Origin of the sequence: Streptomyces sp. NRRL S-118 (assembly GCF_000716335.1) — a bacterium.
Lineage (GTDB): Bacteria > Actinomycetota > Actinomycetes > Streptomycetales > Streptomycetaceae > Streptomyces.
Window position 1 is genome coordinate 21,720 of record NZ_KL591041.1, and the last position, 14,649, is coordinate 36,368.

The 14,649-nt window shown below is 68.8% G+C and carries 6 protein-coding genes and 4 pseudogenes; 3 read left to right on the forward strand and 7 right to left on the reverse strand.

What is annotated here, in order from left to right:
- Window positions 1–810 (reverse strand): annotated as a pseudogene (locus IH00_RS0135470) (hypothetical protein); the annotation flags it as partial.
- Window positions 811–1,573: 763 nt separating this feature from the next.
- On the opposite strand from IH00_RS0135470, the gene IH00_RS44735 reads away from it, so the two are divergent.
- Window positions 1,574–3,256, forward strand: a complete 1,683-nt coding sequence (locus IH00_RS44735; RefSeq protein WP_234335099.1) for a tyrosine-type recombinase/integrase — start codon at window positions 1,574–1,576, stop codon at window positions 3,254–3,256.
- Between the two features lie 26 nt (window positions 3,257–3,282).
- A complete protein-coding gene (locus IH00_RS43125) occupies window positions 3,283–3,480 on the forward strand; it encodes a hypothetical protein (protein ID WP_158828159.1) in 198 nt (65 codons plus the stop codon).
- A gap of 715 nt (window positions 3,481–4,195) precedes the next feature.
- On the opposite strand, the gene IH00_RS0135480 is transcribed toward IH00_RS43125, so the two are convergent.
- Window positions 4,196–5,650 (reverse strand): serine hydrolase domain-containing protein, encoded by a 1,455-nt coding sequence (locus IH00_RS0135480; protein ID WP_031080520.1) that lies wholly within the window; start codon window positions 5,648–5,650, stop codon window positions 4,196–4,198.
- A 692-nt stretch (window positions 5,651–6,342) separates the two neighbouring features.
- On the opposite strand from IH00_RS0135480, the gene IH00_RS39660 reads away from it, so the two are divergent.
- The gene (locus IH00_RS39660) at window positions 6,343–6,906 is read left to right on the forward strand and encodes a CbrC family protein (RefSeq protein WP_031080523.1); all 564 of its coding nucleotides are present in this window, start codon (window positions 6,343–6,345) and stop codon (window positions 6,904–6,906) included.
- Window positions 6,907–6,913: 7 nt separating this feature from the next.
- Here the strand turns inward: IH00_RS39660 and IH00_RS44740 are convergent.
- The 5 genes and pseudogenes from IH00_RS44740 to IH00_RS38295 form a co-directional block, all read right to left on the reverse strand.
- A pseudogene (locus tag IH00_RS44740) lies at window positions 6,914–7,493 on the reverse strand (transposase); the annotation flags it as partial.
- A gap of 1,338 nt (window positions 7,494–8,831) precedes the next feature.
- Window positions 8,832–9,659 carry a DsbA family protein gene (locus tag IH00_RS0135495; RefSeq protein ID WP_031080527.1) on the reverse strand — a complete coding sequence of 276 codons (828 nt, stop codon included), beginning with the start codon at window positions 9,657–9,659 and terminating at the stop codon, window positions 8,832–8,834.
- Window positions 9,660–10,220: 561 nt separating this feature from the next.
- Window positions 10,221–10,617, reverse strand: a pseudogene (locus IH00_RS44745) (calcium-binding protein); the annotation flags it as partial.
- A gap of 53 nt (window positions 10,618–10,670) precedes the next feature.
- The gene (locus IH00_RS0135505) at window positions 10,671–11,642 is read right to left on the reverse strand and encodes an arabinan endo-1,5-alpha-L-arabinosidase (RefSeq protein ID WP_052411903.1); all 972 of its coding nucleotides are present in this window, start codon (window positions 11,640–11,642) and stop codon (window positions 10,671–10,673) included.
- A gap of 1,156 nt (window positions 11,643–12,798) precedes the next feature.
- A pseudogene (locus IH00_RS38295) lies at window positions 12,799–13,588 on the reverse strand (pectinesterase family protein); the annotation flags it as partial.
- Window positions 13,589–14,649 lie beyond the last annotated feature (1,061 nt).

A 14,649-nucleotide genomic window follows, 5' to 3' on the forward strand; every position in this document is an offset into this window, starting at 1 on the left:
GCACAGGTGCTCCACACCCACGAAGTTGATCTCACGGAACGCGGGGGGAATCTGCTGCGCGGGCTCGATCGTCAGGTGCTCGGTGAAGCTGTTCTGCCCGTCGAGCTGAACCATCCGCAGGAACATGAAGCGAGCAGTGGCCTGGATCGTGCCGTCCATGCGGATGTAGATCGGCACCGACCTGACATCGCACTCGGTGAACCGGGTAGCGAGGATGTTTTCGAAGTCGGTGTGACACCACTCCACCCCGGCCGTCGCCGCACCCGCGGCCTTCGCCCCGCTCCTGGGCGCCTTGCCCCTGGCCACCGGCGTCGACGTGCCGAAGCACACCTGACGGCCGTCCGCATCCGCCTCGCTGCACTGCTCCACCGCCGACTTCGACGAGCGCGCAGACAGCGGCGTACCGGCCGAGCCCAGCGGCTTCGTCTGATAGTAGTTCGGCGGCGTGTTCAGCGACGTCGGATCGGGCGCACTGTAGTCGGGCGTCGGCAGCGTCAGGTCAACCGGCAGCTCGATACGGAACTTCGCCCACGGCGACCACGACGTTTCATACAGGGAGCCGTCGAACGCCGACGTGTGGAAGACATAGTTCGTGTTCAGCGCCAGCTTGCCCACCGGCACATCCACCGTGACCGTCGACCCCGACGCCACGCAGGGGGAGACGATGACACCCCACTCGTTGTCGGCGATGCTCACCTTCTTCAGCGGCTTGCCTGCCGCATCCGCGGTCCACACCTCAAACGTCAGCGTCGACCTGTCCCCGTCCGCATCGGTCACCTTGTTCTTGAGCTGGACCTTCTGAGACGTCACCCGCTGGAACCCGCCAGGCGCAGCATTCCGCGACAGAGGCGCAGCCGTCGGACTCTTCCCCGACACCGGCCGCGCCCCCGCGACAGCCGCACGCGGGGCCTTCTCCGGCCCAGCAGCCGGCCGGGTCGAGGGGGCGGCGTTGGGGTGGGCTGCGCGGCCGGAGCCGTCTCGACCGCACCGGCCACACCGCCGGCACTGAACAGCAGCATGGCCGCCGTACCGACGGCTAACCGCGAGAGCGCGTGCTTCCTTCTGGTTATTAACCTTCCGAACAAGACATGTCCCTTCGGCCCTGCCCTCCCTCGAACCGGGGGCAGGACGTTGCTGGTATGTGTCGCGCCGCCCCCTTTCCTACGCGGCGTGATCACCACCAGGCAACGCACTCAACCTGGGCGGTTCGTCTTTAACCGGAGCTAACGGAAGTGATCTGGCGCACGGTTGTACGAGGCAGCGTCAAGACCTTGCAAAGGTGTCCGCGCACCCGCACAAATCCCGCACCAGCACTGCCATCGCCCGCGCCCGCGCGCCCACCCGCACAAGCTAGGGCCTGGCCCCCGACAGGGCCCGCCCCGCTCATGCGCTGCTTCGACCCGGACATCGTCACCGCCACAGAGCAGCTGCTGAACGCCCTGTCGGACGGGAGGACAGCGCGCGTCTGGAGGCCGCCCTGGTTATCTCGGGTCCCCAGAAAGCATCAGGCACGTTGACCGAACTAAATCACATGTTCTCACAGGTCAGTTGGGGTTTCTGCTAGCTTCCCAGCATGTCCGGTGAACAGCGCCCCGGCAGGGATCTGAAGAACTTTGTGCTGCCTGAGTTAGGCCAGTTACTGGAGACGGGAGACCCCTGGGAGCCGTATCAGGTGCTGGACTCGTTCGGACGGCCGATCGAGCCTGTCGCCACGTACCTCAGAGACCTGATGGCAGCGGACAGTTCGCCGTTGACGCCACGCTCGTACGGGATGGATCTGCTGCGCTGGTGGCGCTACCTGTGGGCATTCGGCATCGAGTGGGACCGCGCGGTTCGAGAGGATGCCCGGGACTTCATGCTGTGGATGAAGCTGGCGGACAAGCCGGTACGTGTCCACTGGCGTCACCGCGGCAAGGACCCTGCTGAGATACCTCCGGCCCGGCATGACAGTCCGGCGCCGGGATCTCCGAACCCAGTGACGGGCAAGCCCACCGTCGGCAAGAAGTACGCGCCCACTACCCGGGCGCATTGCGAGACGGTGCTGCGGACCTTCTACGACTTCCCCCTGGAGCGCAACACCGGATCGCTGCTGGTCAATCCCTTCCCCCTGGTCCGCAGCCGGCGCTCGGCGCGAGCCAGCGCCCACCACAACCCAGAGAAGGAACACAACAAGCAGCGCACCGGCCTCTACCGGCCCAAGGTCCCCAAGCGGATCCCGCGCCGCATCCCCGACGATAAGTACACCGAGGTCTTCGCGGGTCTCCGCTCGCACCGTGACCGTGCCCTCCTGGCCTTCTGGGTCGCCACCGGCGCCCGCGCCGAGGAACTGCTCACGGCCAAGCAGGGCGATGCGGTCGTCGGCCAGCAGACCATCGGAGTGATCCGCAAGGGCACGCGCGCCTACCAGGAACTGCCCGCCACCCCCGACGCGTTCGTCTGGCTGCGGCTCTACCAGGAAGAATCCTGGAACAAGGGCGTGCCCCGCCGCCGTGCGCAGCCGCTGTGGTGGACTCTGCGCCGCCCCTGGCGGCCGTTGGGGTACGACGCGGCGCGCATGATGTTCAACCGCGCCAACGAGCTCCTGGGCGCCAACTGGACTCTTCACGACCTGCGGCACACTGCGACGTTCTTGATGCTCGACGATCCGAACATGCCGCCGGTCTACGTTCAGCACATCCTCGGCCATAAGCATCTGTCCACCCTGGACATCTACAACCGGCCCACCAGGGACGACGTGATCTCAGCAGGGCTCGCGCACCACGCCCGCCAGGAGCACAAGCGCAACAACCCGCCTCCGGCCCCGCCCGCGCCGGCCTACAACCGGGACTCCCTCGACGTCCTCTTCGGCGGGCGGCCCAGGGTGACAACTACCACCGTCCCGCTCGTCACCCCGCCGGCCCTGACCGCGAAGAGCCTGGCCGGCAGCGAGATGGGTGCCCAGCTGCAGAGGTTTCCGCCACGTAGCCCGGGAACCGACTGGCCCACTACCCGGATCTTCCCGCGACGAGGTTCTCCACAGGCTGGGGCAGCCGCCGTTCAAGCGGCAAGGACTCCACCCACCAGATGCGGATGGTCGGTGCGCGCCTGCTGCTGCGATGGCTGGAGACCTTCGAGGGGAAGACCTGGCAGCAACGCTGGAACGCCAGCCCAGGCTCCGCCACCTCGGTCGGCTGGACCGAGGCACCCCTTGCCTGGGGGATCGCCCGCGGCAGGAAGCCGCAGAAGGCAGGGCTCGGGTCCGGGCTACTGGCGCTGATCTGCGCTGATGTCATCCGCCCGAGCATGGCGTGGCTCGCCAGCAGCCTGTCGCCCCACCTGCGCGAAGCCATCGAAGCCGCACGCGATCCCAGGGGATTTGCCGCACTGCGTAACGTCCGCATGCCCGGACAGCCGGACCAGCGGCGCACCTCGAAGGCGCTGAAGGCTCTGGCCCGCATCCTGACGGCAATCCTTCGTTATTCAGTGAGCTGGGGCCCCTGAGCGCTCGGGCGGCGAACGGCAGGACCTGAGTCCCGTTGGACTAGGAACAGGCGGCGCGTATCCGGCTACTGCACGAGGACCCGGAGCCAGGTAGACGTGCCATACAAGGCGAACGTGCCTGAAGAACCCTTGGATACTTGCAAGCACGCCTAGTTCGGAGAAGGCATGTGAGGCATGTGTCTCTCAGCGCACCGTGCCTGACAGATGTCTACGGGTTGTTCAGGCACGTACGGCATGTTCGCAACGTGGGAGCCGATCCGCGGCGCTGCCCGTCAGCGTCGAGCCTGAGCCGCTCCCGTCCCCAGCGCGTCCATACGGGCACCTGACACCGGTGGAGCCGCCAATGAGCACATCTGAACCGCCAACCTGGCCGCACTGCGCAAACGGTGCAGACCCTGCTGCCGATCCCGTTGGTTGGGAAGTGTCATCAAGTGATCCCCCGTGATGCCACTGCCTGCCACTAACAAGTCTCACTGTCTGCCATCACAGCCACGAGGATTCGGGCAACTCAGAACAGCACCAGCAAGGCTTCATTAATGGCACTTAAGTGACACGGGGCTATTGGCAGAAAGATGGCGCTTCACAGCGTTATGTGGCCTCGCCCCGAGAGGACCGCGCTCGCGTTTTAGCAGCGGCTGATCACCGCGCCCGAGATGCATCTGTTCTTTGCGCCGAGCCGGGACTAGGTCGAGTGGCTCCGGCCGGCGCAGCCGTGCTACGCGACCTTGGGGCCGCAGCGCATCCCGATGTACACACACCCCGTGCCGTCCAGCATCTCGGAGAAGATCACGGGCATGTAGCCCTCACTGAACGCCGCGCCCACCCCCGTACCGGCGAAAACTGTCTCCGTCACCGGCACCAGATCGATCTCCAGGGCTTCGGAGAAGTCCTTCATGCCGTCGACGAACTCGTACACCATGTGCCCCGCACCGTCCCGCTCGGTCACGGTGATGACCACGCCCTCGCGCCGGTACGTGCCGACGAGCGGCGCGAAGTCGACCACGGGAGGCTTGGCCGGCGGGGCGAAGGTGTCCGGCATCGTCACCCCGGCCAGTTCGGCGAGGAGTTCCCGGTAGAGCGCAGCGTACAGCTCACGCGCACCGCCGCCGTTGGTGAGCAGCGCGACCGCGACGCCTGCCGACGGGACGACGCGCAGATAGCCGTACTGCCCGATGGAGGCGCCGTCATGGCCGTAGCCCTGGACGCCGTTCCAGTCGTACAGGGTCCAGCCCAAACCCCAACCGTCCGCGCTGACCGACCACTTGTCGGGGGAGTCCACGACCCGGCGCTGCATGAGCGCGACGGTCTCCTCGGAGAGCATCCGGGTACCGTCCTGTGCCACTCCGCCCGCGAGGTGCATCCGCGCGAGCCGCGCGAGGTCCCCGGCCGTGGCGATGACCCGGCCGTACGGGCCCGCCGAGCGCGGCATCAGGTCCCAGGACGGCGCCGGGTCCGGGTCCTGGCCCGGCTCGCCCAGGTGACCCATCGCTGCGCGGAACCGCAGAGCCTCCTCGGGCAGCGTCATCGTGTGGTCGAGGCCCAGCGGTGTGAGGAGCAGGTCCTTCAGTGCCTCGTCCCAGACCTTGCCGGTCAGCACCTCGATGATGCGGCCGAGCACGTTGTACCCGATGCTGCTGTACGAGAGCGCCTCGCCGGGCGGGCAGTCGAGTGCCACGCCCTTCGCGGCCTCGACGTACTTGGCGAGGCAATCGTCGCCGCGCCCGCTGTCATAGGTGAAGTCGCAGGTGAGGCCGCTGGTGTGGCTGAGCAGCTGGCGTGTGGTGATCGCCCTGGTCAACTCGGGGTCGGCGACCGAGAACTCCGGCAGTACGTCCACGACCGGTGCGTCCAGGTCCAGTTGGCCCGAATCTGCGAGCTGCATGATCAGGGTGGCGGTGTAAACCTTGGCGATCGAGCCCATCTGGAAGACCGAGTCGGTCGTCGCCTCCACGCCCGTTCCGCGGTGGAGCACACCGCTGGCCAGCTCGTGGACGGCCCCGTCGATGAGTATCGCCAGCGACGCAGCCGGGACGTGATGCTTGGCGCGCAGCTCGTCGAGCCGGGCCTGCCAGTGGGCGAGGTCCAGCTTCCGGCCCGTCGATCCCCGGGTCCCCCACTGGCCCGTGGCGTTCCAGTTGCCCTGCTCGTCCCAGCTCACGTTCTTCGACATGCCTGCTCCCCACTTTGATGCGTACAGCGTTCCCTCGATGCGAACACTGTACGCACACTGAAGCGCTGTACGCAATGTGCGTACGGTGTGCGCTACTACTGATCGAGCTGGTCGTGGACGACGTCTACGGAGAGCTGGAGGTACCGGCCGTCGTCGACCGCGCCGAGTGGCGCGCGGCCGTCACCCGCAGCGCGGCCGAGCTGCGGGCGATGACCCTTCGTTACCCCTGGATCGCCCCTGAGCTGGGTCAGGTGGGCCCGTCCACATCGGCCCGAAGGCCACGCGGATGTCGTCCGGGTTGCTGGCGCAGTTCGAGGTGGCGGGCTTCACCGCGGGGCACGCGGCACGCCACACGCGCACCTGGCCGACGTGGCTGGCGGCGCGTAGGCGCGTACCAGCGCGTGCACCGCGCGATGATTTGTCCACGGGGTACCGCACTCCCCCGCCGGGTGGCGTCCACCGAGTGGGCTCCACTCTCCACCCGATGCCTCCACTGGGTGGCCTCCACCCGGTGGCGTCCACTCCCCCTCAGTGGTGCGCGCATCGCGTACGGGAGTGGACACCACTCAGCGACTCCACTCCGGCGACGTGAGTTTGCCGCTTAACCTCTGATCTTCGCGTGAGCGGGTGCCGCATCGCGGAAAACGGATACCAGCCTCGCGGTGCCCGTTTCTGGTCGGGATGATGGTCTCGTGGCAGAGCCGACCTTTCGATACCACCCCGATCCCCTGGCCTCCGGGTCCGCGTTGCGCACCGACCATGTCTGCAGTGTCTGTGGCATGGAACGACAGATCCGCTATCAAGGGCCTGTCTACGGTCGGCAACCTGCTTCCCTCTGCCTTCACTGCATCCGGTCCGGGGCAGCGTCGGTAGCCCTGAGCATCTCAGGCGGAGGCGGTGGGGACTCCGACATGGCTGCGGTGTTCAGCGATGCCGTTGACGTCCCCGACGACGTGCCTCTGTCGGTCGTCGAAGAAATCACCCGACGCACTCCCGGCTTTGCGGGTTGGCAGCAGGAGGCCTGGCTGTACCACTGTGGCGACGGCGCGGCCTTTCTCGGCCCTGCCGGGTATCACGAGCTTGAGGCCTACCCAGAGGCCCTCGCCATGCTCCGTGAAGATCACCGGCGTTACGGCTGGCCGCCGGCAGATACCGAGGAGTTCTTGCGGGGGCTGGACCGCACTGGCGAGCCGACCGCCTACCTGTTCCGCTGCTTGCGCTGCAACACGAGCCTGGCATCTTGGGACCTCGGCTGACAGCCGCTTATTCCGTGCCATGATCACGGCCGTCTGTGGTCGTTCGCCGGGGCTTCGTTCCCTTCTTGTGGTGTGCGGGTCGGGTGTAGGACTCCCCGGTGGCGAGCACGCGTCCAACGGCGTAGCGGGTGGCGGGCCGCTGGTTCTTCGAGCCATGGGGGCGGCCAGGGCCGGGTCGGGTGGGTTTCGGTGCACGGGCCGGCGTGCCCGTCTTCGCGTGCAGGTTCCTGAACCCCCGGCGGACCCGGGCCGGGGTGAGCCTGTTCGGTTCCGCTGGCCGTTCCCACGGCCGGCGGAGATCTGCGGTGAGCGGACGGGCGAGGCGGAGTTGTGCGTGGGCGGCCAGGACGAGCCAGGTCCAGCGATCGGCCGCGGCAGAGTCACGGAGCCTGAGCCGGGTCCAGCCGAGGGTCTGCTTGAGCAGGCGGAAGGTGTGCCCGACCACCACAGCCAGACCGGCTTGTTGACCCCGCCGCTGGGCAGCTTCGCCTCGGTTAGCCTGATCACGGTGCCCTCGATGATGGCAACGGCCCGTCGTGGTTCCCCCACGCGGCCCTGCGGGTCAGACGGGGGTGGAGCCGGTCCCATCTCCGTCGTCGTCGAGGTGACGGCCGTATCTCCTCCATGACCGGCCGGAACATCTCCGCGAAGACCGGCTCGAACACGGGGCTGACAGATCACGCAGTCGCCGTACCGCGGGCCGGCTTCTTGCGCTCACTCATGGCCCAAGCATCCCCGACGCTCACGCCACCCGACAGCGACTTTCCCCTGCACTCCCCCGTGCCGCCGGTCCCTTGCTTGGCTGGGCCGAAACCTGCGCACAAAGACCGGCTCCCCGGCTGGTGCACCGAAACCTTCCCCGCCCGGGTCAGGGCCGGCCACCAGGATCGAAAAACCAGCGATCGGCACCCCGCCACGACGTCGGTCGGGTCCTCGCCACCGGCGAGGCATACACCCGGCCAGCCCACCACAAGGTCGGCACCAAACCCCGCCGCGGCGCCTGAACCTCCGCCCGCACGAGCCTCCAGGAACCCCACGAGGTTGGATAGCTCCATGGTGCGACGAGAGCGTTTGACGAAGAGACGGCCTTTCTTCGGCATGCCGAGAGACATCGTCCTGCCGGCGACGCCGGAAGGCTGGCGCCACAGTGTTTGCACCGAGGAAGGCGGGATGCTCTGCGGACGCCTTGCCGACGTGGCGGCCAACACCGACCCAGCCGAGGCACAGGCCGCCGTGGCTGCCATGGTGGTGGGACTCGCACACGACTTCCACGAAGCTGACGTCGATGTGACCTGGGATCCACCCCGGGAACCCGGGTCCTGGACAGCTCAGGTCACCGTTGCCACGACCCCACCGAGCGCCTGAAGTTGAACGACAAGCTTACCGACGAGGTTGTGGCGCGCCGGGCGTCGGGGAGGGTGGGGCGGGGGCCGACGACGTGGTCTGGTCCACCGTCGGCCGGGTCGCACCGCGCACCTGCCGGTCCAGCCGACGCCTTTCCGACCGGGGGTAGCGCTGCCTGTACTCCAGCGAGCCCCACCGGACTCCTCGCCAGAGCCGGTAGCAGCCCCGGGCCAACGGTTCAGCGACAAGCACGAGCACCCCGGTGACGGTGACGTAGAACGACGACCTCGCCAATTCTGACGCCGGTCCGGGGTGAGCCGTCCCGGTCCACGCGAGGATCCGCATCTGCTGCACCAACAGCAACGCGCACGTCACCGACCAGATCAGACTGGCGACGACGTTGGCACGTGTCCGCCGACGCAGTTCATCACGCTGCTCTCGCAGCCGGACGAGGGATTCCGGTGACGGTTCGGTGCCTAGGCGCCACTGGTCGAGCAAGAGCGCCTTGGCCTCGGTCACCATGCGGGGTTCTCGGGCTTCCGCTTCTGGATGCGCGCCGCTTTGGCATCCGGCCGCCCGATTCAGGACGCGGCGGCCTCGGCCGCCGCCTTCTCCTTGAGAGGTTGGTAGAGCGCCTCCCACGTAGCGGGGTGCTTGTGAAGGTCTGTCACCAGGAGGCGGAACACCGTCGCGTCGAAGTTGAAGCCGTACAGACCGCCGTCTATGTTGTGGCCGTTGACGACGATCGTGGGTGTGCCGGGGCCGATCGGATCGTCGCCGGTCTCCTGGTAGGCCTGCTGGGAGGCGGTGACGAACGAGCTGTACTTCGTCGTCCTGACAGCTAGGTCGAAGGCTTCACCGCGAAGCCCGGGAACCTTCTCGGCAAGCTTCAGCAGGCGCTCGGTGGTGAACCCGCTGCTGCTCTCGACGGCAGCCTGGTTCTCGAAGAGCACCGCGTGATACTCGACGAACTTCCCCTTCTCCAGTGCCGCCCGGAGCGCGTTCACGGCTCGCTTCGAGCCGTCGCCGCCGAGCCGGTCGTCCTTGAAGGAAGCAAAGGTGTACTCGGCTTTGATCTCCCCCATGAGGAGCAGTTTCTGGAGTGCTTCGGCGCCCGTGCGCTCGTACTCCTCGACGACGGGGCAGCGCGGATCCTCATACACGTGCACCGTCGAGCGGGCCCCGGGATTCCCGACCACGATCGTCGTACCGTCCGGGGCTGCTCGTTCCGGCAGCCGCTCGGCGGACGCGTAGAGGGCCGTCTCGGTCCCTGCCGCCGGGCGGGCGTCGCCCGGCGGCTGCGCGTTCGGCGTGACATCCGCCGCCTGGGACCGGCGCGGTGCACATCCCACGAAGGCTCCTATGAGACTTAGCGCGCTGGCCGCCCAGACCCCTCTGCTGATCTTCATCAGACCCCCGCTCCCTCCCCTGTGAACGGAGGGACTCTACGCGTCCCGTAAGGCAGTCGCACCACAGATTCGGCAACGGCAGAACACCGCTGAGCAGCCCGGAACGACGGCCCCACGGTGCGCCACCGGTGTCGGACGGGCCGGTGCTGTCGTCGGCTCGCCACGCGCGCGTGCCGCGGTCGGCCAGCATCACCATGCCGGTGGATACCCCGGTCAGCCATGACTCGATCAGGTTCATACGCTGCTCGTCGTCCCACACGCTGCGGCGCTGATACGGCGGCATCAGGTCGATAGCACCCTCTGCGGCCAAGCAGGCAAGTTCGGCCGCGCGGCAGGAGGTGGGCTCCAAGTCGGTGTGCTGGAGCGGATTCTTCGTCCGACGGCTCAATGTGCGGCACCGGGAGAGCGGCGAACGGCCCGAGCGCGCTGCCGCCGTGCAGCTGCCGTTGGGCGAAACGGCCAGGGCGCGGTGCCTACCGGACACATCTTTCACCCGACGCCCATACGACGCCAGGCCGACGGACAAAACGACGGCATGGGCGAGGCGCCACCGCCGGTGCCGAACAGGACCTCGGCGACCCTGATGAGTGCGGGACCGGCCGGGGAGGCAACCGCGGCTGCGTACTCGTGGACGCTGACGCGGCCGTCGCCGTCCGTATCGAGGACCGACCGGAGTTCGCGCCACCAGCCGGCTTTAGGTGTTGTAGAGCCTGGTCTCCTCGTGTTCGTCCGGACCGAGACGGCTGGAGAGCTCGCGGGCCATGGCTGCGAGATCGGGCCACTCCAGATATCCGTCACCGGTCTGGTCCGGGACCTCGGCGAAGAACTCCTGCGAGCTGCGCTGCGTCCCCACATCCCCACCGGGTCGCGGTTCCGGGGGGAGCGGGGTGAGGAGCCGGAAGAGGGCGCCGGCCCGTTTCATCTGCTCGTGCAGGACGGTGACGGTGCGGGCGCAGGGAGCTGCGCAGCCGGTCCTTGACGCACCGCCGCCCCCTCGCCGCCGGACGCCGGTCAGTACGCGGTGGGCCAGCCGCCGCTCCACTTCAGCAGGTTGATCCCGAGCTTGGGAGCACCGTTGTCCCTGCCGTCGTAGTAGTGGTAGACGAGCAGGTCCTTGCCGCCGTCGCGCATGATGTCCTGCCCGCCGGGACCGATCACGGATCCGTGTGACGCCATGACCACGGTGCCACCGTCACGGTTCATCGCGACGCCCTTGCGGTCGTAGTAGGGCCCGGTGGGCTTGGTGGCCCGGCCGACCTTGATCTTGTACGTGGAGGTGGTACCGCTGCAGCAGGTGTCGTACGAGGCGAAGAGGTAGTAGTACCCGTTCCGCTTGACCACGGTCGGGCCCTCGACCGCCCTCGGAGCCTTGGAGCGCGAGGCCAGCGAGTGGCGGGTGGTGTCCCCCGCGTACTGCTTGCCGGTCCGCGGGTCGAGGCGGATCATCTTGATCCCGCTCCAGTGGGAGCCGAAGGCCAGCCACCAGGTGCCGTCGTCATCGACGAGCAGGTCGGGGTCGATGGCGTTGTAGTCGCTGCCGGCCGTGGAGGAGTGGACGATGCCCTGGTCCTTCCAGCTGCCCGGCTTGCCGGTCGTGGAGGTGGCCAGGCCGATGGCCGAGGTGTTGGAATGGAATGCGGAGACGGAGTAGTACATCAGGTACCGGCCCCCGTGATAGGAGAGGTCGGGTGCCCACGGGTCGTTCTCGGCCGAGTAGCGCGACCACCAACGGGGCGGCGTGGAGAAGGCGTTGCCGTTACGGCTGAAGGCCACGCGGTCGGTGGAGGTACGGACCTCCAGGTGACCGTGGGTGGAATGAAGCAGGTAGCGCCCGTCGGGCGCGCGGAACATGGTCGGGTCGTGGACGACGACGTCGCCGGTGACCTTCCCGGGGCCGGGGTAGGCGGACGCGCTCGACTGCACCGCCGCGGCCTTGGGCTGCGTGTCCTCTCCGAACGCCCCGAAAGCGGTGCCGTAGGCCATGACCCCTGCGGCGGCCAGCGCCAGAGGGATCCCTGACAGCAGGGCCGTCTTCTTTCTGCGGTGCCGCGCCTTGCTGCGGCCGTGCAGCTCTGTCATGCGGTGTTCTCCCGAGCTGTGCGTACGTGGGGGCCGCCCGTGAGGAACGGGCTGCTCAATAGTTGCCGCAGAATCGGCAATGGTTGCCGTCCCGTCGACATGCCTGCCTCCAGCCGCTGCCCCGGGCACAGGGAAACGGCCGGTCCCCGGCTGCCCGGCGCGCACCTCCTGCCGGTTGGGGGTGATCAGAGCCGTCCGGAGCGGACGGTCTGCCACCCTCGGGGCCGGTCGGTACTCTTCGGGCCGGCACCCGGGCCCAGGTGCGGTGGCGGCCGTTTGGCGGCGGTAGTTGCCGTGTGGTCGCCCCGGTCCCGGAAGGGGTGGCTGCGGCTGTCACGACGGCCGTACGGCCGAAGGGCCGTGGGCCTCACGGTGCGGCCCGCGGATGGCTCACTGTGACGAGGGTGCCTCCCTCGGAGCAGTGGCGGGCTGTCGATCACCGTCTGGCGCCGGACTCGGCCTCGTCGGCGCAGCATGGCCGGCTGCCTCGTTCCGCACGCATTCGCATTCGCAGGCGGGAACAGCACGCCGCACCCCGGCAGCAGCACGACGGCGGCACAGTGGCTGCGGGACGGGTGGGGTGGACAGGCTGACGCTGGCGGTGCCCGGGCAACGTACGGGCGGGCAACACGGCGCTGGCATCCGAGCCCCCGGGGTACGCGGGGGAGCCGGGTGCGGCGGGCGACGGCGGCAGCAGGGCACGGTCCGGCAAGCGCTGGCTGGAACACGGCAACGGCGCGGCGGCGGGCCGGCGACGCGACACGGCCGTGGCACCGCGGATGCATGCCGCACGCCGCCCTGCCGGCAGGGCGGCGGCACGCGTGCGGAGGGAGGACGCCCCGACGGCACCCGGGACACGTGACGGACGGCGGCGGCCGAACGGGCGGCGGGGCGGCGGCGAGAGGGCTGATGCATCCGAAGGGGGACGCCGGCAGTTTCCACGGTGTCAACAGCGGCAGGCGTGGCGGGGCGGGGCTCCGACGGCGGTCGGGCGGCGGACTTCCCGGCAGGCCCGGGAGCTACGCGGGTTCGTACCTCCCGGGCCTCTTTCTCCCAGCGCTTACGGGGTCCACTTGCCCAGCCAGTCGGAGACCTCCTGGGATGCGGCCTGGGGGCCGGTCGGTGCTCTTCGGGCCGGCCCCCGGGCCGGTGTTCATGTATTCGGCGAAGCGGTCGCCCTTCCAGGAGAAGCCGCCCATGTCGGTCCAGGGTGTGCGCTTGATCGCGGCGCTGAGCCTGGAATCGCGGACGGTGGCCTGGGGGTCGGCCGCCTTGTCGCCGCCGGGGGGCCAGTTGCGGCCGAGGTGGAAGGAGGACGCGGTCACGTCACCCTTGATGGTGAAGCGGTTGATGAGGATGCCCTAGCGGCCCGCCTGGGTGCTCGGGGCGGTGATGTAGCCGGCCGACGTGCCATTCCAGCGCTTCTTGAGAATGATGACGGACCGGTCGATCACAGCGGTCGCACGGCCGAAGATGAAGTCGACATTGCCGACGATGGAGGACTTGGTGACGTAGACGCGGCCGGGCTTGTCCTTCGCCGCGGTCTCCAGCTCCAGGGTGTCCTGGTCGCCGGTGACGATGACGCTGTCCAGGACGATCTTGTCCGCGGTCGTGAGCAGGGCGACCGCCTGGTGGTCCTTGAAGGACTGGTTCGCTGCCTCGTCGAAGTCGTTGGAGACGGTGAGGTTGCGGAGTCGGGAGTCGTCCGACCGGAGGGCGACGGTGGCGCTGCCCGGAGTGCCGTACGGGCCCGAACCGTCCGGCTTGAGCATGCCGACCGCGTTGCCGTGCACGATGACGGTGTCCTTGCGGCTCGTGCCCATGCCCTGGATGGTGACGTGCGGCTTGTTCACCGTTTTCCTTTTCGCCCGGTCCCAGCCCGAACACGGATCCCTACGCCAGAACCCCGGAAGCGGCCAGCACCAGCGGCACGCCGGTCGTCAGGGCCTCTCGGCGCCGGCGGTGACGGGGCGCGCTACGGATCGAACTCATGTGCAGTATCCGTTCCGTGAAAAGGGTCATGATCAGCGTGTGGTTGCCGCTGAGGGCGCATCGGGTTGCCGTGTACGTCGAAGAGGCGAGAGAGGGTGTCCTTCCGGCGTCGAGCGGCACTGCGCGGGGACGGTGAAGCAGCGGCGGCGGCGGGCGGGCAGCAGTGATCCGGCGGGGCTGCGGCCCGGCGGCACGCAACGGTCATCGACGGCACCGTCGCACAGCGCGACGGCCGGCGGCATGTGCGGGGAGGCACCGGTCCGGCCCGCCGAAAGGCCAAGGACCACGCCGGTACCGCGGCCGACGACGGCGCGCCCGCTCCGGGGCGCTCCAAGGCGGGGCTCCCGTGTCGTCACCCGAAGGGCCATCAGGTGCCTGGGCCTGCTGGGAGGACCGGACCGGGCCGCGAGAACGAGGACGCGGTCGCGTCACGTCGCGGACTTCCTCTGTGAGGCGACCGGTCCGCCGGTCACCGTGCACGGCGTCCTGGTCGACCAGGGCCCCGGGCCCGGGGTGGTCGAACTCGAGCCGGGCGCCCGGGCTGGGAGCACCGGGGCCATGTGCCATGGAACCCCCGGGTCGCTGAGATCGCCGGAGCAGGCGGCCCGGCCCCGGACGACTCCGGCGTTCCGGCCGCCTGCGCCCCGCACACCAGGGCCGAGGTGCTGCACCAGCCCATCTGCGTGGGGCCCTACGCGCGAGCTGCCGCTTCGGTCCACGCACTTGGGCGCCGCCGCTGGCTCGAGGTCCCGGTCCCGGCGGTCGCGGCAGCAACCGGCGTCACGCACCTCGAGGCCTCGGGCATCTCGGTGAAACCGACCGCACAGCATGCGGCTGCGCCACGGGATGTCGGCGTACTTGAGAATGTGGCCCTGGCAAGATTTCCGTGACGCCGGGGTGTGCCACCGTGCGCCGGTGA

Excerpts from the sequence above, each read along its gene's own strand:
- IH00_RS44735 (WP_234335099.1), top strand. The coding sequence starts at position 1,574 with ATGTCCGGTGAACAGCGCCCCGGCAGGGATCTGAAGAACTTTGTGCTG.
- IH00_RS43125 (WP_158828159.1), top strand. The coding sequence starts at position 3,283 with ATGGCGTGGCTCGCCAGCAGCCTGTCGCCCCACCTGCGCGAAGCCATC.
- IH00_RS0135480 (WP_031080520.1), bottom strand. The coding sequence starts at position 5,650 with ATGTCGAAGAACGTGAGCTGGGACGAGCAGGGCAACTGGAACGCCACG.
- IH00_RS0135495 (WP_031080527.1), bottom strand. The coding sequence starts at position 9,659 with ATGAAGATCAGCAGAGGGGTCTGGGCGGCCAGCGCGCTAAGTCTCATA.
- IH00_RS0135505 (WP_052411903.1), bottom strand. The coding sequence starts at position 11,642 with ATGGCCTACGGCACCGCTTTCGGGGCGTTCGGAGAGGACACGCAGCCC.